The organism is Acidobacteriota bacterium (assembly GCA_040754075.1).
Taxonomy (GTDB): Bacteria; Acidobacteriota; Blastocatellia; order UBA7656; family UBA7656; genus JBFMDH01.
The window spans coordinates 363,411-381,739 of sequence record JBFMDH010000002.1 but is presented as its reverse complement, the minus strand read 5'-3'; the positions used below and the strand labels follow the sequence as shown (position 1 = coordinate 381,739).

The window sequence follows — 18,329 nt, the reverse complement described above, 5'->3', positions numbered from 1 at the left end:
GTTGAGCAAGCGGTCTCTGACCGCGCCTGTCGTTAGTCTGATTAAGAATTCCCTTATTAAGGAAACTTAATACATGGTTTTTAGCCACAATGTTTTAAGTTCATTGATAAGATCGTTTGCTAATTGAAGCCTCAGAGAATTGTGGCAAATAATAAGTTCATTTGGTAAATCACAAAAAATTGCAAAAGGCTTGCCTCGATAAAAGCACGCAACTCCACCAACTAAGACCTCTGGAAATTTTTCATAACCATTGTCCTTTACTGCAAAATCGGGACTCTCAGCAATCTTTAAGATGAATTGCACAACACGTTGTCGCCATTGTTCATAATCTGAAATTGAGTTGTCTATTCCTTGAATTATAGTGGTTGTTCCACCGGTAAATACCCAATCTGCCAAGTCCAACTCCTTTACTTACCTTCCATTATTGAATGCAAAATTCTTTTCAGATCGAGCAAGCGGTCTCTGACCGCGCCTGTCGTTATTGCGCATCATTCACTTCACGGTACGCATAAATCGTGACCTTGATGCTTGCGCCGATTCCGGCAACTCGTTGGAGAGTAGCGGCGCTGATTTCGGATTCAAAATTGAATGGGGCGATGCCGCTCTCATATCCGATATCCAGGATTCGCGAACCACAGGCATCCCAAATTTCCCGAACTTCTTCGGGAAGGCTTTCAACCAGCAAACAAAAATTTTTAATCGTTGTCTCCGGGTCTTTTTCAAGTCCACTAGCTGTCAATTCAAAAGCAGCGTGACGGCATTCACCTATTTCACCGTGATGTAAAACCAGAACACGATCACCGAATGCTTCCACGATTGGCGAGAGATCATCTTTTGAATCAATCACCAAATCTGTGTTCAGGTAACCGGTTTCCATACTTATATTTTTTGAACGCTGCTTTCATAAGCGCAATTCACTTCTGCCCTTTGATTTTTGCCTTTTGCCTTTCCTATAACAGCCCACGTTCTTTAACTTCGAGGTACTTGTTCACTAATGAAATCGAAAGCTGGCGGGCGGGAACATCAAGTGCAAGACCACCGGCGTGACGAATGCGTGAGAGGGCTTCTTCGCGTTGTCTTAAAATCTCTTCAGCAACGCCCTGTTCATAGACCTCGGATGATTTCGCGGGCACCGTGCGCACCAGTTCACGCAGGTCGGTATCGCCAATCGTCACAATCAACGGCAAATGGCGCGGGATGAGTTTCGACGTATGAGTTAAAAGCTCCGCAGAGGCTTCGCGGTCAACTAGGTCGGTTAAGATGACGACCAGCGAACGCCGCTTACAATTGCTGCTGAAAAAATTGAACGCCCGCGTGTAGCTCGGTTCAACAAGCTGCGGCTCCAGATGATAAAGCGATTCCAGCAGGCGATTGAGTTGGTCGTGCCCTTTGCGCGGCGGCAGATAATCAATCACCTTTCGCGAAAATGCCAAAAGCCCGATGTTATCGCCGCCTGATGCGGCTACGTAGGCGATAGAGAGCGCGGCATTGATGGCGTGATCTAATTTAGAAAGTTTGCCGATGCGCGCCGTCATCAACCGCCCGGTGTCGAGCACGATGACAATATTTTGACTGCGCTCGATGGTATATTGCCGGGTGATGAGTTTGCCGCGCCGCGCGCTTGCTGCCCAGGAGATATGGCGAATCTCATCGCCAGTCACGAATTCGCGCATGGATTCAAACTCGCGCCCCTGCCCTTTGAGTTGCATACGGCGAATGCCGGGGTCTGGGCGACGATTGCGATGCGCGTACAATTCATTTTTTTTTGCTTCACGAATGTTGGGATAAACTTTGACATCGCTTGCCGTCGGATAGCTGTATTGCTTCCACAACAGTCCAAGCTTTGAGCGAAACCTGAGAGCCGTATTGCCAAATTCGTATTTGCCGCGTGTCGTTGGCAGCAGTTCATATTTCCAGGTGCGCGCGCGACCAGGCGGCACCGTAAGCACGGCGATGCGCGGACTTACCAGTTCCATCTGCGCCGGGTATTCGTCCTTTACAATGAATTTCACCGGACGGCGCGTACGATTGCGAATTTTAACGGCAACCGGATTTTCCGCGCCCATCGCAAACCGTTCATCCATCTCGCGCTCAATTTGAAAATCCTTGCCGCTTTCGGAAATGAAATAATCCAGACTGGCAAGCAAAAAAAGTATGGCGTCATAGAGAATCGTCAAATAGAGCGCCCCGCGATTTATCCAGCCAAGCGACAAGAGCGCAATCCCTAGCGCGAGCAGATAAAAAAATAAATTGGTAAAAACAAAATTCAGCATCAGTAGTCGGTAGTCAGTAGTCGGTAGTCAGTCGTCAGTAGTCAGTAGCAGCGTTGCCTCGAAACCGGCTACAGGAGCCAATTTCAAAAGCTTCGTTTTCTGCTACGGACTACAGACTACGGACTACGGACTCTTAAAGCCAATAATCCCTGTGCGGCAGATACTGGTCGTTGATGTGTCCGTGTTGCAAAGCCGCGAGCAACTCCAAGACTTTATCAAATCGCGAGATGGTATAAATTGCCGCGCTCACCTGATAGGGCGTAAAAATCGTTTCGCGTAAACTGAGAACTTCTTTGGCGCCAATCCAGATTTCGCCGTCTACTTCTTCCGTGTTCAAAACTGTCGGCATCTCGCCGATGATTTCATAGGCGAAGGTTTTCATATGATAGACCGGCCCGGCTTTCGGGTTGGTGTAAATGTCTCTGAGCAAAGCCAGACCTTCGGGATGAATCTCAACGCCGATTTCTTCGCGCACTTCGCGACAGGCGGTAACCTGTATGTCGCCGTCAGTTTCATCAACCCGCCCGCCGGGAAAAACAAAGGCGCCGGGATAATAACGAAAATGCGCCGGACGTTTATTCAAATAGACTTCAATCCCCTGCGCGGTATCTCGCACCAACGCTACCGCTGCCGCAGGAATCGGAGAATTGCAGATTGCAGATTGCGGATTGCGGATGGTTTGCGATGGCTCCGGCGAATTTTCGTTTTTATCAACTTCTTCTTTATTCATTTGTATTTCAGGCAATGTATTCAATTCATCGTTTACCGATTAGGTTGTGAATTGAAACATAAAACAAAAAGCAAGATAGTTCTCGCAATCGGCAATTCGCATTTCGCAAGCCGCAATTATCGCGGAACTTCGATGCCTGAAATCACTTCGTCGAGAACTTCGTCGGCTGACGTGCCTTCGATTTCGGCTTCCGAACGCAAGACCAGGCGATGGCGAAGGACGGGCTTGGCAATCTCTTTCACATCATCGGGGGTGACGAATTCGCGCCCGCGAAGCGCCGCCAGGGCTTTCGAGCAGAGCAACAACGCGACACAGGCACGCGGGCTTGCGCCCCAAGTGATGTTTAATGCCGAACGTGTGGCGCGCACAATTGACACGATGTAACGTTGAATGCCGTCTTCGACAGTTACCCCTCGCACCTGCGAACGCGCTTGCAAAAGCAGCGCCGGGTCTTGCAGCGGAATGATGTTTACATCTTCAAGTCTTCGCGCATTAAATCCCGCGTTCCAGTTGGCGACGACTTGCACTTCCTGCAACTCTTCAGGGTAATTCACCAGAATCTTCAATAAAAATCTGTCGAGTTGGGCTTCCGGTAACGGATACGTCCCTTCGTATTCAATCGGGTTTTGTGTCGCCAGTACCGTAAACATCGGCGACAGTTTGTGCAGCTCGCCGTCAATCGTCACCTGGCGCTCTTCCATTGCTTCAAGCAGCGCGGCTTGGGTCTTGGGCGGTGTGCGGTTGATTTCATCTGCAAGCAACAGGTCGGTAAAAATCGGCCCATAGCGTAGATTAAAAGTCGAAGTCGCCATGTTGAAAATATTGGTGCCGGTGACATCCGCAGGCATCAAGTCGGGCGTGAATTGAATGCGCCCGAAATGCAAACCGATGATGCGCGCCAGGGTTTTAACAATCAAGGTTTTCGCAGTGCCCGGCACGCCTTCAATCAAAGCGTGCCCTTCGGTTAAGAGAACGATTAAAATTTGTTCGAGTACGTGGTCTTGTCCGACGATGACTTTGTGAATTTCGCGTCTGATGTGTTCAACGAGATGGTTTACGTACAATGCGCTTGCCCTCCGAATTTTTTGCAGTCCCAAGCATAATGATTCAAAGCCTGAGTCGCAATTGAAAGCGAATTTTTCTTGATGGGGATTTGCAGTTGCCTAGCCCGGTGTCCGGCTATGAAAAATTTATGAAAGAATCAGTAACCGAAAATCCGCGAAAGGTGACCGGGCTAAAATTTCAACCGGGGTTTTCCGGCGGATATTGCGGATTGAGCCGATAGGCGCAAATTATCCGCTGCATCTGTTGGAAAATTCAAACCGGTTTATAGACCGGCGGTTTGCGATTCGAGAATTCCAAACTCAATCTTCGGTTGAACAGTTTAAATCAAAGATTTTCCCTCACATCTGCTCACAGGTAGGCTTAATTGCTCAACAGCTTTTCGCCAATACAGAATTTCAACAGCTGAACTTCACCTGTTTATAACTTTTACCGGCGTTTTATCAATGAGACATTTTACTTAACGTGAAACTTTAACTTACCCTTTTGAATTATTCAAAAGAAAATACTTGCAAGACGTCATAAAAGCTGCTACAGTCCTCACCTGTCAGCAATATCGAATCCCTCTTCGGTTCTATTGCCCTAATTTGCCCTAATAGTTTTTTCAATATTCAAATAATTTCAGCCACCTTATTTGGGAACAGGTAGGCTGCGAGTCTAAATCATGATTAAGTTTGGGACTTCGGGTTGGCGTGCAATCATCGCCGACGAATTCACCTTCGTCACTGTAAGACGGGTCACACAAGCGATTGCCAATTACTTGCAAGCCAACGCCACAAGCAAGCAAATTATTGTTGGCTGCGACACGCGGTTTATGGCAGAGGTGTTTGCCGAAGAGTGCGCCAACCTGCTTGCGGCAAACGGATTTGAAACTTATCTGTGCGATAGACCGACGCCGACTCCGGCAATCTCATATGCGATTCGCGCAAGCGGCGCGGCAGGTGCCATCAATTTCACGGCGAGCCACAACCCGCCGCAATATTGCGGCATGAAATTTTCGACTCCCGATGGCGCACCGGCGCTGCCGGAAGTTACCAAACAAATCGAACAAGAAATTAGTAAGCTCGAAGGCACAGAGATAGCGAAACCTGCAAAGGGCAACGTTAAGTCGCTTTCATTGGTTGATGATTATTTGAAAGAGATTGCCGCCAAAGTCGATTTGCAGGCGATTGCTGCGGCGGGCTTGCGCATCGCTTATGACCCGCTTTGGGGCACAGGTCGCGGCTATTTGAACAAAGCTCTTGCTGATGTTGGTTGCGATGTGAAGATGTTGCATGATTGGCGCGATGTCTATTTTGGCAATCGCAGCCCCGAACCCGACGCAGAAAATATCGAAGAGCTAAAGCATGAGGTAATCACCGGCGGCTACAACATCGGGTTATCGACGGATGGCGACGCCGACCGTTTCGGCATTTTAGACCGTGATGGCGCCTTCATCTTACCGAATCTGGTGATTGCATTACTGGCGGATTACTTAGCCGAATCGCGTGGTTGGACAAATGGTGTGGCGCGTTCGGTGGCGACCACCAATATGGTTGACCGGGTGTGTGCCAGGCGCGGCATTCCGGTTATTGAAACGCCGGTCGGATTTAAATTCATCGGGCAACTGATTAACGACGATAAAATTTATCTCGGCGGTGAAGAGAGCGCCGGGCTTTCGATTCGCGGGCATATCCCCGAAAAAGACGGCATTCTCGCGTGTTTATTGGTAGCCGAAATGGTCGCCAAACGCGGTACGACGATTCAAGCGATGCTTGAAAAAATTTATACGGAAGTTGGCAAGTTGGTGAGCAAACGCATCGGTGTAAAACTGACGCCGCAGTTGCAACAGGCTTTGCCGGAAAAACTCGCCAGTGCGCCCGAAGATTTCGGCGGGCGGCGAGTCAAAGAAATCAATCGTGTGGATGGTGTGAAATTTATTTTTGATGATGATTCGTGGATGCTGATGCGCCCATCGGGAACCGAACCGCTGGTGAGAATTTACGCAGAAGCAGAAAGCGAACAGGATTTGGAGGTGCTCATTGGGACAGGCAGTCAATACATTCTTAGCTAGTCGAGTGGATACGCTGGTTGGCGCGAGAGCCGATAAAATAGCGCGCAAACGCCGCATGACGGATGCCATCATTATCATGATTATTTTAGCGGTGTCGGCGATTTGTCTTTCGTTCTATGCACGAACCAGTGCCGAACTTGCTGCCGCTAAAGCCAAGCGCCAGGCGTCAAGCGAAAAGATCGAAGCCTTAAAAATTCAAAACGAGCGGCTGGAACGCGAGATTCGCGCCTTGCAATCTGACAAGAAAAAGATTGAAGAGTTTGCGCGTCACTATCTCGGTTTAGTTCGCGCCGGTGATGTGGTGGTCAAAGTCGAATAAGAACAACTGAATCACCCGGTTCAGATTATTTCTTTCAAAGCGATTCAATAAAATCCAATAATTCCCGATTAAATTCTTCAGGCGTTTCCAGGTTCGCCAGATGTCCTGAGCGTTCAATCACACGCAAGGTTGAATGAGGTATGCCGCGTTGAATCAATTCGGCTTCGGCGGGCGGCGTGAGTTTATCTTCCGTCCCGACAATCACCAGCGTCGGGCAATCAATCTGCGAAAGTAAATCCGTGGAATCGCAGCGCGCCGCCATGCCGCGTTGCGCTGCGGCGATGCCATCGGGTGAATTCGCCGCCTGCATCGCATGCACGCGCTTTACAAGTTCGGGGTTACTCGCAAGTGTGGTGTCACCAAGCAGTTTCGGCGTCGTTTCATCAGCGATTGCTGCCGAGCCTTCGCGTTCGGCTTTTTCTGCCGAGCGCAACCGACTGGCGCGCGCTTCATCGGTGTCTGCGGTGGCGCGGGTGTCGGCAAAGACCAGAGCCTGCACCGCCTCTTTGAATTCTCTATAAAACGCAAACAGCACATAGCCGCCCATCGAAAGCCCGACGAGCACAGCTTTTTCGATTGCCAGTTGTCGCATCAATTCGTGAATATCTGCCGCCATCTGTTCCATGTGCGATGTGCCCTGCACGACATCAGACGCGCCAAAGCCGCGCAAATCCACAGTGATGACGCGATATTGATTTTTGAGCGCAGCAACCTGCGCGTCCCACATGGTTTGATTGAGCGCAAAGGCGTGGATAAAAATTATCGGCGTTCCCTCGCCTTCATCACGATAATCAAGATTGATATTGTTGATGGCAATTTTCATGCGTTCACCTTCAATGATTTTTTTGCAAAAACTTTTGAGATAGTAACAGAAGCGCAAAGGTTAAAACACCAAGGGCGCGAAGACCACGAAGATTTGCTGAATCATCAGTGACGCGCTGCGTTTCAAATACCGCAGTCGCTGTCAGTTCGTTGTTTATTCGTTTCGTGTCTTTGGTGCCCCTGGTGTTAAGAACTTTCAGAAAGTTCTCGCCACGAGGTCACAATTTATGCAACTGCTCTTGAAAATAATCGCGCCATTCAACAGGCAAAGCTTCGACTTGAACGGCTCGACGCAGCAATTCCACATTGTATTTTTGCGTTGCATAAAGGCGTGTGATGTCACGCACGCGAACCTCATTTTTATCGCGTTCAAGCAATTCAATTGCATCGCCCGCGCCGAGTTCGCCTTCTTCAATCACCGAAAAGTAGATGCCTGAACGTTCGCTTTGCATAAAGCGTTTGATGATGTCATTGCGCCCGAATTTCGCAGCCAGTTTGTAACAAGGCATACGCGGTTGCGTCACTTGCAACAACGCGGAACCGATTTTAAAGATGTCGCCGATATTCGTATCAGCTTCAACCAGCCCTTCCGTGGTGAGGTTTTCGCCAAAACCCCCAAACGCTAATTCCATTTCCGCGAGTTCCCTTTTCCAGAATTCATAATGCTCTGCCCCGTAGGCATAAACCGCTTTATGCACCCCGCCATGTACAGTTAAATCGGCTTGCCGGTCGCCATCCAGATTATGCCGTCGCACGCCAACTCGCCCGGCAATCGGTTCTTTAAAAATGCCCGTTAAAATCGTTTGCCCATCAACCGTGATTTCTCTGGGTTGTCCGACATTGACTGAAATTATTTTCATTGGATATGCCTTCCTACACGCAAGTCTTGCACAGCGATTACACAAATGACTTTCTACAAACTATAATTTCGCCTCGCATTGAATATATTCCAAATGCCATCCAAGGAGACGAAATTATGCAGGTCAATGAACTTTATAACACGCTTGCAAATGAACTCGAAAATATCAAAGCCGCCAAGACCTTCAAATACGAAGTGCCGCTAGAGAGCGAACAAGGCGGCACCGTCACAGTGGGTCATGAAAATGTCGTGATGCTGGCATCGAATAACTATCTGGGGCTGGCGAATCATCCCAAAGTTAAAGAAGCCGCGCATCGCGGGCTTGATGAATGGGGATACGGCTTAGCGTCGGTTCGTTTTTTATGCGGCACCGAGCCGATTCATTTTGAACTCGAACGCCGCATCGCGCAGTTTGTCGGTTGTGAAACGGCGATTTTGCATTCGTCATGTTTTGCCGCCAACGAAGCGTTTTTCTCGGCGCTTCTTGCCAACGATTTCGGTGAACAGAATTATCAAGACGCGATTTATAGTGATGCGCTCAATCACGCAAGCATCATCGATGGCATACGCCTTTGTCGAATGATTGCCAAACCGACGGTTTCACGCCCCTATCGCCATAACGACCTTGAGCATTTGAAACAGATGCTCGAAGAAGACCGCGATAAAAATTACCGCATCAAAATCATCGTCACCGACGGCGTCTTTTCAATGGAAGGCGAACTCGCGCACCTGCCGGAACTGGTCAGCATCGCTAAAGAACATCAAGCATTACTTGTCGTTGACGAATCGCATTCAACCGGCGTGCTCGGTAAAACCGGACGCGGCACACCCGAAGAACAAAATGTGCTCGGCGAGATTGATGTCATCACCGGGACATTTGGCAAAGCCCTCGGCGGCGCATCGGGCGGATTTATTGCCGGTCGCAAAGAATTGATTGAATTTCTCAGGCAGAAATCGCGTCCTTATACATTTTCAAATACCATGCCGCCATCGGTGGTTGCCGGTTCGATTGCCGCGCTCGATTTAATCGAAAGCGATTTTTCCATCGTCAAACAATTGCAGGATAACACCGCCTATTTTCGCAAAGAGATTGTCGATCTTGGTTTCACTATCATCGAAGGTACGCATGCGATTGTGCCGATCATGCTCGGTGAAGCTGCCATCGCGCAGGACATGAGCCGCGAACTACTCCCCGAAGGCGTCTACATCAAAGGGCTGTGGTATCCGGTGGTTCCGAAAGGCGAAGCCCGACTTCGCGCCCAGATTTCCGCCGCTCACACCCGCGACGATTTAGACCGCGCGCTTGCGGCATTTCAAAAAGTCGGCAAACGCATGGGGGTGATTTAATTTCTCAAGGAATACCAAATGAAATTAAGGCAAAAGGCAAAAGGCAAAAGGCAAAAGGCAAAACCGGATTTATGCAAGCTTGCGGTTTGCTTTTCGCTTGTTTACATCCTGTTTATCCCATCTATCTCTGTTCATTTCGCGCAATCGTTCAATGTGCCGTTTAAACAATTTCAACTCGAAAACGGTTTGCGCGTGGTGCTTTCGGAAGACCACGCGGCTCCGGTTGTCGCCGTAGCGGTTTATTACGATGTCGGGTCGCGCAACGAAGTTAAAGGGCGTTCGGGGTTTGCGCACCTTTTCGAGCATATGATGTTTCAAGGTTCGGAAAACATCGAAAAAGCCGGGCATTTCAAATATGTCGAAAATAACGGCGGTTTTTTGAATGGTTCGACGCACACCGACTACACCAACTACTACGAATTTCTGCCATCCAATCAATTGGAAATGGCTTTGTGGCTGGAATCCGACCGCATGCGCAGTTTGAAAATTACGCCCGCCAATTTGCAGAATCAAAAAGAGGCGGTTAAGGAAGAGAAACGTTTGAACGTGGATAATCAAGCGTACTGGCCGGCGCTGACAAAGATGGACGAAGCGATTTTCAAAAACTGGGCAAACGCCCATTCGACCATCGGTTCAATGGCAGACCTCGACGCCGCAACCATCACCGATGTGAAGAATTTTTTCAAAATCTATTACGCGCCGAATAACGCGGTGCTGGCGATTGCCGGTGACATTGATTTGGCACAGGCGGAAACGCTGGTGCGCAAATATTTTTCAACCATAGCGAAACAACCCGCGCCGCCTGCTGTCGATGTCACGGAACCTTTTGAAACCGTGTTGCAAAAAAACCTTGCCGAAGACACGCACGCCGAAACCCCTGCGATTGCCATTGCCTGGAAACTGCCGCCGCGGCGCGCGCCCGACGCTTATCCGATAGCCATGCTTAAATCCATACTGTTTGATGGCGAAAGCGCCAGGCTCTATCAAACCTTGGTGAAAGACAAACAGGTGGCGCTCGAAGTGCAGGGCATGATGGATGAACGGCGCGGACCTTCGGCGCTTACGGTCTTTTCGATTCTCAAACAAGATGCCAAGCCCGAACAAATTCAATCGCTCATCGAAGCCGAATTTGAACGCATCAAATCCGCAGGGGTGAGTCGCGAAGAACTCGCGAAGGTTAAAAATCAATACCGGCTGGGACAGTTCGTTGGCGGTGAAGACGGCGAATACACCAGTGTGCAAACGGCGCTTGGTCGCGCCTTGATGCTTGCCGAATACACGCTCTTTGACAATGACCCGTCACTCATTAACACGGAACTTGAGCGTTATCTCGCAGTCACACCGGAGCAGGTGCGCAACGCTGCAAAAAAATATTTCGGCACCGCCAACCGCACAGTGCTCTACATTAAACCCGCTGCCAGGAAATGACCTGATTGACGGCAACCGGATGCAACTCATAAACTGGGAGTGGTTGCCAGTTCAAGCGGAGGAAAGCTTATGTCACAGGCGCTTAATCTCTATACGCCAAATATCGAAGACCTCATCACGGAGGATGATGAACCTGTGGATAATATCCCTTCGGAGAAACAGCAACGCTTGCTCACCCGCACACTTTACACTTCGTGGAAAGACGTTGAGGGGAAGCGCAAATTTTTAGCCTGTGCCAACGTCGGCATTTTTTATCAAGCGAAAAATCCGCCGGTGGTGCCGGATATATTTTTAAGCCTTGATGTCGAAGTCGCCGAAGACTGGTGGGCGAAAGAGCACCGCTCGTACTTCATCTGGGAATTTGGCAAACCGCCCGAAGTCGCTCTCGAAATCGTTTCCAATCAGGTCGGCGAAGAAGCCGGTGAAAAGATGCGCAAGTATGCGCGGATGAAGGTCGAATATTATGTCATCTTCGACCCGGATAAATTTCTCAGCAAAAACGTGCTGACGATTTATAAACTACATGGCTTTCGTTACCGCAAACAGCTCTCTCACAAACTCGAAACCATCGGCTTGGGATTGATTTTGTGGGAAGGCGAATTTGAAGGCGTCAAGCGCGCCTGGTTGCGCTGGGTTGATGAAGCAGGCAATCTGCTGCTAACCGGCGAAGAACGCGCCAAACTTGAACGCGCCGAAAAAGAAAAAGAACGCGCCGAAAAAGAAGCCGCATTGCTGAAAGCCGAAGAAGCGTTGCAAAAAGCTGAACGGTTGGCGGCAAGGCTGCGCGAACTCGGCAAAGACCCCGATAAAATTTAATGAAGATGAAGAAAGCGTTATCTGGCAACCTGAGCCTTGCGTTACTTTTGCTTATCGCTATCCAGATAAGCGGCGTTGCACAACGCCCGCAAAAAAACCAAACCGCTCCGACTAAAAAAACCACCGTCATTGAAGCCTGGCGCAAACAGCCGCCGCCGCAGGTTCCGCCACGTCCTTTGAAATTACCCAATCAGCGTGAAGTCAAACTTGATAACGGACTGACACTGATTTTAATTCCCGACCATCGCATTCCGATGGTTAGTGTCAACCTGGGGATTCCGGTTGGTGACATCAACGACCCGCCCAACCTCACGGGACTTGCTGAAACTACCGCTGCGCTCATCACCGAAGGCTCTGGCAATCGTACCAGTGTAGAAATCGACCGCGAAGTTGAAACCCTGGGCGCGCAACTATCCGCCGCGTCTTATGAAGATTACACGGAAATCATGACCACGGTGATTGCCGAAAACCTTGAACGCATGCTTGAGGTATTCAGCGATGCCGTTTTGCATCCGAGTTTTCCTGAAAACGAAGTTGCGCTCTACAAAAAAAATCGCGTTGAAAGTTTAACCGTGCAACGACAGGAGCCGTCGTTTCTCGTCGCCCGGCAATTTTATAAAGCCATTTATGGCGCGCACCCTTACGCCAACTCAACGCCTACGCCGGAATCTATCGCGGCGATTGACCGCGCAAAAATCGCAAGCTTTCACAAAAGCTATTACACCCCGACCAATTCCATATTGGTTGTGACAGGTGACTTTGATGCGACGAAAATCCAGGGCAAACTAGAAGCGCTTTTCGGCAAATGGCAATCCGCCGATTCGCAAACCGCGACATTGCCAGCGATGCCCGAATCCACGAAACGCAAAATTTATCTGATTGACCGCGCCGCATCCGAACAAGCCGATTTTCGCATCGGCAGTTTAGGCGTGGCGCGCGCCGACGCAGATTTTTTCCCGCTGCTGGTCGCGAACGCGATTTTAGGTGATGGGACAAGTTCCCGACTTTTTTTGAATTTGCGCGAGAAGAAAGGTTTCACTTATGACGTGTCGAGTTCGGTCGCGGCTCCGCGCCAGCGCGGCGTCTTTTTCGGCGCAAGTGAGACCCGAACCGCTGTGACTCTTGCAGCAATCAAAGAGATGCTCGCGGAATTTGAACGCCTGCGTAGAGTCCCCGTAAGCGCCGCTGACTTGCAAAACGCCAAGAATTATTTGAACGGTTATTTTTCGCTTTCGCTTTCAACCCAGGGCGGCATCACCGACCGCATCGTCACCTATCGAATGCTCGGACTGCCGAAAACTATTCTGGAAACCTATCGTGAGCGCGTTGAAGCCGTCACTGCCGAACAAATCCAGCAAGCCGCGCAAAAATATATTCAAACCAATGATGCAATTATTATTGTGGTCGGCGATGCGGCGAAACTCGGCGCGCAACTCGCCGAACTCGGCACTGTCGAGGTGCTCAATCTTGAAGGGAAATTCGTCAAACGTATAGAGCCGCGAAAACGGCTACGGTAGCGGGTTTGGCGGCGCAGCGGTCGGTTGTTGAATGGCTTGTGTAGCTTGAAATCCTTTGCGTTCCATTGCCCCCCACCCCTGTTTGCGACGGATGCCATCAATCAACCCTTCGGCTCGCCACAGGGTCATCAGTTGGCGAAACCCGAAATTTTCAATGATGGCGGCAATGAACAGTTTGCTTGCATCTTTGAGTGTTGGATAGCGACGCAACGTGAGTTCTTCAAGAATAAATGCACTGACGGAGAGCAGAATACCGAAGACCACCGAAACCAGAAAAAACAGAAACGCCGCTTTCCAGGAAATGATGTTCAAAAAAAGCCCGATAACCGTCAGAAAATAACCGGTCGCTTCAACCGCTGGACCGAACATTTCAAACATCAGAAAATAGGGAAAAGCAAAGGTGCCAATCACCCCGTATTTCGGATTGAACATCATTTTGCGATGAAACCAGAGACTATCAACGGTGCCGCGTTGCCAGCGATTGCGCTGGCGATGCAGGATTTTTAATTTCTCAGGCACTTCCGTCCAACACACCGGCTCAGGAATAAACACGATGCGATAATCCTTTTTCATTTCGCGCCAGGTTCTGTGGAGTCGCACCACCAGTTCCATATCTTCGCCAACCGTGTCGGGATAAAATCCGCCAATCGCCAGCATCGCATCACGGCGAAAAACCCCGAACGCGCCTGAGATAATCAACAATGCATTGATGAAACTGAATGCCACGCGCCCGCCTAAAAATGCCCGCATATATTCGACGGCTTGAAATTTGGCAAGCATCGAATTGGGCGCAACCACGCGGGTGATTTTCCCATGTTCGACGGAACAACCGTTGGCGATGCGAATCGTTCCACCAACCGCGATGGTTTTATCAGGCTCTTCCAGAAAAGGTTTTACGGAAAGCAGCAAAGCATCCGATTCAAGCAGTGAATCGGCATCCACGGCGCAAACCAGCGAGGCGCGCGCAACATTCAATCCGGCATTCAAGGAATCGGCTTTGCCGCCATTTTCTTTATCAATCACCACCAGGCGAATGGGGTCGCGGGATTCGTAAATCGCTTTAATCGGTTTGGTGACGATGGCATCCGATGCCACGCGACTCGAACGATACAGGCGAAACTCTTCGATGAGAATGTTCAGGGTGTCATCTTTGGAACCGTCGTTAATGACGATGACTTCGTGATTCGGATAATGCAACTTGAGCATGGCGCGCACACTGTCGCGACAGGTTGCGGCTTCGTTATATGCCGGCGCGAGAATGGCGACCTGCGGCAACAGGGGCGATTTCAACAAGGCTTCCAGTTCATCGCGTTTGAATCGCGCGCGATAATTGCGCAATCCGAAATAGCCAAGCGTCATCATTAAAAAATAGATAACCGCGATGAGACCGACATACAGAATGATGAAATACTCAAAGAAATTGAATATTTTGTAAAAGTTGATATTGAATTCCAGCAGCATCATACGACCTCACATCGGTCTATGTAGACGCGCTCAAGCATTTCAAGCGCCGTTGACGCGGTATAGTGATTGGCGGAGAGCATTTCGCGTTCAAGCACCGCCGTGCCTTTCGCGCCCAGTTGGGCGAGCGCATAGGCAGCGGCGCGGCGAACTTCTTCACGGGCATCCTGCAAACAATGTTCTAATTTTTCGAGCGCCTGTTCGATTTTTAGTCTTGCGGCAGCGTAAGCGGCAGCGATTTTGACTTCGTGGTGTTCATCTTCAAAGGCGTTGATGATACGGATTTCCAACTCTTCGCCAGCCATCGTGTAAGAGAGCGCCCGCAAGGCTTTGGCGCGGACTTCGGGTTCGGAATGGTCGAGCAGATGAAAGACATCAGCAAGCGGCAGAATATTTTTCCACGCGCCAATCAATTCAAACGTCGCCATGATTTTTTTCGCATCGTTTGAGGAAATCAATTCGGGGATGACTGCTTTGATTAAAAAGAGCGCGTGCGGTTGCAGTTCGTCAACCAGCAATGCCCGTACAAGCAGTGATTCACTGGCGATGAAGGGAAATACTTGCGCGATGCGGTCAGGCTGTTCCGACCGAATCAAGGCGCGATAGGCTTCCGTGCGCGCGCCCGGTTCGTCATCTTTCAGCGCGGCAAACAGCAGGTCGCTCGCTTCATCGCAGGTCAACTGTCCGATTCTGAGTATCGCCTCTTCGCGACGCGCCGGATTGAACGATTTACTGCGCTTTACCCATCGTCGCAAAAGCCCCAGATTCACTGCCAGTTCGGAAATGCGGTCTCGCGCTTCGCCGGTAAATGAGGTGAGAAAGTGCGCAAGACTCTGTTCGACCTCATCCGGGTAATCGCCATTCAGTTCTCGGAGTTCCGCCAAACGGTCATCGCCGAGCGTATGCGCTGCCAGCAGTTCACGAATGACCGGTAAAATTTTCCGTTCACGTTTCGCTTTGATTTCCGCAAACACTCTTTTGTAAATAACCACGGCAATCAACGCCACGATAGCGCCGGTCTGCACCGCCAAAAATGAAAGCGCAATCAGAAAGGGCAAGGTGTCAGGGGTTTTGGAAAATACTTTGGCGAAAACCATTGCGATGGCAATGACGTACACGCCTGCGACCAGCATGGTTTTAAACCAGATCATGGCTTTTGTGGTCAGTTTTGCAACTTGCATATCAGTCAGTCGATAATGGCAAAAATAACATTCGCTTATGCAGGCAGTTTTAACAGTCGTTTGAGTCGGGCAATGAGTTCCATCGGATTGAATGGTTTGGTAATGTAATCTTCCGTACCCAAAGCAAAAGCTCGCATAATATCGGTTTCCTGTTTTCGCGCGGTCAACAAGATGACCGGAATTTCAAAGGTTGTTGCATCATTTTTCAATAATTTCAAAACTTCAAACCCATCAATGTACGGCAAACTGATGTCAAAGATGGCGGCGTCGGGTTGCACGGCTTTACACAAATCAACCACCTCCTGCCCGTTTTGCGCGATGTGACATTCGATGTCGTATTTTCTTAAAATCGTTGAAACCAGCGTAACCGTCGTCGGGTCATCATCGGCGAGTACAACTTTAACCGTTGCATTTTTCGCAACCGTTTGACCCGCAGTTTCAGTGACAACGGCTGACAGGGCATTGTAAAGGCGCAGCAACAATTCTTCTTCGCGCACCGGGGTGATTAAAAATTCGCTCACATAGTCTCTGATTTTATGCGCCCGTTGCAAAAGCAGCGCGGCGTGTCCGATGCAGATAATCGGCTTTTTCACCCTCGATAAATCGCTCAGTTTCAACCATACGGCATCATTATTTTTGCTGGGAAAATTCAAGACAAACGCATCGTGTTGGCGCAGCGATTCCGATTGCGGCAACACCTCTGCCCACTCCAGAACGGTTGAAGAAATTTGCGTAGGCGTAAAGGTTTTTAAAATTTTGTCCGCTTCGGAATTTTCAAAACCGATGACCGCCATTCTTTTGCCCGCAAGCACGGATAAAATTTCGGCAGGGGTTTCAAAAACTTCGACGGGAAGATGAACGATGAGGTCAGCAACCGGTTCGGTTGTCGCAAACGCGATGGTTGCATGGCTCTCGCCGTTTACCGTAATTTCAAATTGCCCGGATGATATATCAGGTTTTGACGCTGTATCTCCCCAAAGCATTCCTTTCTCCTGATTCTCCAGCTCTTCTTTTTCCGGTTCTGTACCAAGCTCCTGAGTTGTCTCTCTCCATAAACCCATCTTGACTACAAAACTTTCTTCTGTATTTTTGTCCAACCTCGACACATTTATTTTTAGTCACATCTTAAAATCTTTTTGCCATTGCAAAACTGAAAGTGTAATTTCTGCGGCTCTCTCCATACTTCAATTGCTGATTCGATAATCCGAAATAACCTTCGACAATCAACCCAGCGCCTACGGCTTTGCGCCAATCCACGCCGAGTTTCTGCGATTTCAAACGAATCAATTCCAGCGCGTTATAGCGTTCATCCGGCGACGAACCCAAGCCAACCGATACGGTGAAATAGTTATCGGCGTTTTCAAGATAGCGGCGGACGCTGAAATTTCCCGACACCGAAGAACCGATGGAACTCGGCGTAATGAACGGGTGAAATTGAAATAGGTAGTTGCCGTGATATTTGCCGATAGACCCTGTGTAAATCATGATGTTCGCGCCGGTAAAATGCAGGTAACGAACGCCGATTGAACTATCAAACCCATCCGAGAGTTTCTGATAAACCTCTGCTCCGAACCTGAATTTTGGAAAGGCGTAAGACGACGACACGCCAACGTTCCAGTAAGCCGTGGTTCCCTGCCGGAGGCGCGGATAGGAATCGATTTCAAATTGCGTCGCATGGTCATTGAAGCGTTTGGCATGATTGACACGACCAATCATCGAACCGATTTTTGTCTGTCGGGAAACGCTCACGGACAGTTGTTGCCAGGGGTCTAAATTTTTATCGAAATAATCATAGGAGTATTCGGCTTTTACCCAGTAGGCTTTCTGCGACTCCTGCAAATCTTTCAGCAAAATCCGGGCTTCGCGATATTCCGGTTCAAGCTGCAAGGCAATTTTTACCGATTCAATAGCTTCCTTTTCGCGTTTCAAATATTTTAAAGCTTTGGCTTTTTTGTAATAAAAAATTTTATTGTTGGCGTCCAGTTGAAGTCCTGCTTCACAAAGCTGGAGCGCCTCCTGATTATGTTCCGACCACAACTCCACATCGATCAAGGCATCGCGCGCATCCGCATACGCGGGCTTTAAGGTAACCACCCGGGTTAATTCCGCTCTTGCAGATTCATACTCCCAGTCCCACAGGTGCAGCCGTCCAAGCAATAAACGCGCATCGTGGTAATTGGGATTTCGTTCAAGGATTGTCGCGCAAAGCGTTTTTGCCTCCTGACGTTTGCCATCGAAAGCTAAATCGCGGGCTTTCGCATAGAGGTCATCCAAGCTTTCCGCTTGTGAAAAAACCGGAATCGCCAGACAAATAATAATTGCCAGCATTTTAAAGAAGGGATAAAGCTGACGAACCATAGACAAATACTCACAAAGATTGAACCCAAAAACAGGCAGCATGACAGCCTTTCAGGATGAGGGGCATTCAGGAAGTCTGAGGCAAATACGCTGTAGCTTGGTA

17 protein-coding genes are annotated in these 18,329 nt (G+C 49.4%); 6 read left to right on the top strand and 11 right to left on the bottom strand.

Going from position 1 to position 18,329, the window contains the following annotated elements; all coding sequences use genetic code 11:
- Positions 1–66 precede the first annotated feature (66 nt).
- The 5 genes from AB1757_03620 to AB1757_03600 all read right to left on the bottom strand — a co-directional run bounded on the left by AB1757_03620 (position 67) and on the right by AB1757_03600 (position 4,067).
- Positions 67–396 carry a hypothetical protein gene (locus AB1757_03620; protein MEW6126129.1) on the bottom strand — a complete coding sequence of 110 codons (330 nt, stop codon included), beginning with the start codon at positions 394–396 and terminating at the stop codon, positions 67–69.
- 82 nt (positions 397–478) lie between these two features.
- Complete coding sequence (locus AB1757_03615; protein MEW6126128.1) at positions 479–877, bottom strand: hypothetical protein; 399 nt, start codon at positions 875–877, stop codon at positions 479–481.
- 73 nt (positions 878–950) lie between these two features.
- Entirely contained in the window at positions 951–2,273 is a 1,323-nt protein-coding gene (locus tag AB1757_03610) for a DUF58 domain-containing protein (GenBank protein ID MEW6126127.1), read from the bottom strand.
- Between the two features lie 133 nt (positions 2,274–2,406).
- On the bottom strand, positions 2,407–3,003 hold the full coding sequence (locus tag AB1757_03605) for an NUDIX domain-containing protein (GenBank protein ID MEW6126126.1): 597 nt from the start codon (positions 3,001–3,003) through the stop codon (positions 2,407–2,409).
- 116 nt (positions 3,004–3,119) lie between these two features.
- Positions 3,120–4,067 (bottom strand): MoxR family ATPase, encoded by a 948-nt coding sequence (locus AB1757_03600; protein ID MEW6126125.1) that lies wholly within the window; start codon positions 4,065–4,067, stop codon positions 3,120–3,122.
- Positions 4,068–4,729: 662 nt separating this feature from the next.
- Here AB1757_03600 and AB1757_03595 point away from each other — a divergent pair.
- Both AB1757_03595 and AB1757_03590 read left to right on the top strand, forming a co-directional pair.
- Complete coding sequence (locus AB1757_03595; GenBank protein MEW6126124.1) at positions 4,730–6,118, top strand: phosphoglucomutase/phosphomannomutase family protein; 1,389 nt, start codon at positions 4,730–4,732, stop codon at positions 6,116–6,118.
- The gene (locus tag AB1757_03590) at positions 6,087–6,437 is read left to right on the top strand and encodes a septum formation initiator family protein (protein ID MEW6126123.1); all 351 of its coding nucleotides are present in this window, start codon (positions 6,087–6,089) and stop codon (positions 6,435–6,437) included. Before AB1757_03595 ends, AB1757_03590 begins: the two co-directional genes overlap by 32 nt.
- A gap of 34 nt (positions 6,438–6,471) precedes the next feature.
- Here AB1757_03590 and AB1757_03585 read toward each other — a convergent pair whose 3' ends face one another.
- Positions 6,472–7,260 (bottom strand): alpha/beta fold hydrolase, encoded by a 789-nt coding sequence (locus tag AB1757_03585; GenBank protein ID MEW6126122.1) that lies wholly within the window; start codon positions 7,258–7,260, stop codon positions 6,472–6,474.
- Between the two features lie 217 nt (positions 7,261–7,477).
- Entirely contained in the window at positions 7,478–8,119 is a 642-nt protein-coding gene (locus AB1757_03580) for an MOSC domain-containing protein (protein ID MEW6126121.1), read from the bottom strand.
- A gap of 116 nt (positions 8,120–8,235) precedes the next feature.
- Between AB1757_03580 and AB1757_03575 the strand changes: the two genes are divergently transcribed.
- From AB1757_03575 to AB1757_03560, 4 genes are all read left to right on the top strand, one after another.
- A complete protein-coding gene (locus AB1757_03575) occupies positions 8,236–9,465 on the top strand; it encodes a glycine C-acetyltransferase (protein MEW6126120.1) in 1,230 nt (409 codons plus the stop codon).
- A gap of 18 nt (positions 9,466–9,483) precedes the next feature.
- Positions 9,484–10,893, top strand: a complete 1,410-nt coding sequence (locus AB1757_03570; protein ID MEW6126119.1) for a pitrilysin family protein — start codon at positions 9,484–9,486, stop codon at positions 10,891–10,893.
- 69 nt (positions 10,894–10,962) lie between these two features.
- On the top strand, positions 10,963–11,709 hold the full coding sequence (locus AB1757_03565; GenBank protein MEW6126118.1) for a Uma2 family endonuclease: 747 nt from the start codon (positions 10,963–10,965) through the stop codon (positions 11,707–11,709).
- Positions 11,709–13,226, top strand: a complete 1,518-nt coding sequence (locus tag AB1757_03560; GenBank protein MEW6126117.1) for a pitrilysin family protein — start codon at positions 11,709–11,711, stop codon at positions 13,224–13,226. Before AB1757_03565 ends, AB1757_03560 begins: the two co-directional genes overlap by 1 nt.
- Here AB1757_03560 and AB1757_03555 read toward each other — a convergent pair.
- From AB1757_03555 to AB1757_03540, 4 genes are all read right to left on the bottom strand, one after another.
- Positions 13,218–14,690, bottom strand: coding sequence for a glycosyltransferase (locus tag AB1757_03555; protein MEW6126116.1), 1,473 nt, complete (start codon positions 14,688–14,690; stop codon positions 13,218–13,220). The genes AB1757_03560 and AB1757_03555 overlap by 9 nt on opposite strands.
- Positions 14,687–15,868, bottom strand: a complete 1,182-nt coding sequence (locus tag AB1757_03550) for a HEAT repeat domain-containing protein (protein MEW6126115.1) — start codon at positions 15,866–15,868, stop codon at positions 14,687–14,689. Before AB1757_03550 ends, AB1757_03555 begins: the two co-directional genes overlap by 4 nt.
- 35 nt (positions 15,869–15,903) lie before the next feature.
- Positions 15,904–16,851, bottom strand: a complete 948-nt coding sequence (locus tag AB1757_03545; GenBank protein MEW6126114.1) for a response regulator — start codon at positions 16,849–16,851, stop codon at positions 15,904–15,906.
- A gap of 142 nt (positions 16,852–16,993) precedes the next feature.
- Positions 16,994–18,226 carry a YaiO family outer membrane beta-barrel protein gene (locus AB1757_03540; protein ID MEW6126113.1) on the bottom strand — a complete coding sequence of 411 codons (1,233 nt, stop codon included), beginning with the start codon at positions 18,224–18,226 and terminating at the stop codon, positions 16,994–16,996.
- Positions 18,227–18,329: the final 103 nt, after the last annotated feature.

Excerpts from the sequence above, each read along its gene's own strand:
- AB1757_03540 (MEW6126113.1), bottom strand. The coding sequence starts at position 18,226 with ATGGTTCGTCAGCTTTATCCCTTCTTTAAAATGCTGGCAATTATTATT.
- AB1757_03585 (MEW6126122.1), bottom strand. The coding sequence starts at position 7,260 with ATGAAAATTGCCATCAACAATATCAATCTTGATTATCGTGATGAAGGC.
- AB1757_03570 (MEW6126119.1), top strand. The coding sequence starts at position 9,484 with ATGAAATTAAGGCAAAAGGCAAAAGGCAAAAGGCAAAAGGCAAAACCG.
- AB1757_03595 (MEW6126124.1), top strand. The coding sequence starts at position 4,730 with ATGATTAAGTTTGGGACTTCGGGTTGGCGTGCAATCATCGCCGACGAA.
- AB1757_03545 (MEW6126114.1), bottom strand. The coding sequence starts at position 16,851 with ATGCTTTGGGGAGATACAGCGTCAAAACCTGATATATCATCCGGGCAA.
- AB1757_03605 (MEW6126126.1), bottom strand. The coding sequence starts at position 3,003 with ATGAATAAAGAAGAAGTTGATAAAAACGAAAATTCGCCGGAGCCATCG.
- AB1757_03565 (MEW6126118.1), top strand. The coding sequence starts at position 10,963 with ATGTCACAGGCGCTTAATCTCTATACGCCAAATATCGAAGACCTCATC.
- AB1757_03575 (MEW6126120.1), top strand. The coding sequence starts at position 8,236 with ATGCAGGTCAATGAACTTTATAACACGCTTGCAAATGAACTCGAAAAT.
- AB1757_03550 (MEW6126115.1), bottom strand. The coding sequence starts at position 15,868 with ATGCAAGTTGCAAAACTGACCACAAAAGCCATGATCTGGTTTAAAACC.
- AB1757_03615 (MEW6126128.1), bottom strand. The coding sequence starts at position 877 with ATGGAAACCGGTTACCTGAACACAGATTTGGTGATTGATTCAAAAGAT.
- AB1757_03560 (MEW6126117.1), top strand. The coding sequence starts at position 11,709 with ATGAAGATGAAGAAAGCGTTATCTGGCAACCTGAGCCTTGCGTTACTT.
- AB1757_03610 (MEW6126127.1), bottom strand. The coding sequence starts at position 2,273 with ATGCTGAATTTTGTTTTTACCAATTTATTTTTTTATCTGCTCGCGCTA.
- AB1757_03555 (MEW6126116.1), bottom strand. The coding sequence starts at position 14,690 with ATGATGCTGCTGGAATTCAATATCAACTTTTACAAAATATTCAATTTC.
- AB1757_03580 (MEW6126121.1), bottom strand. The coding sequence starts at position 8,119 with ATGAAAATAATTTCAGTCAATGTCGGACAACCCAGAGAAATCACGGTT.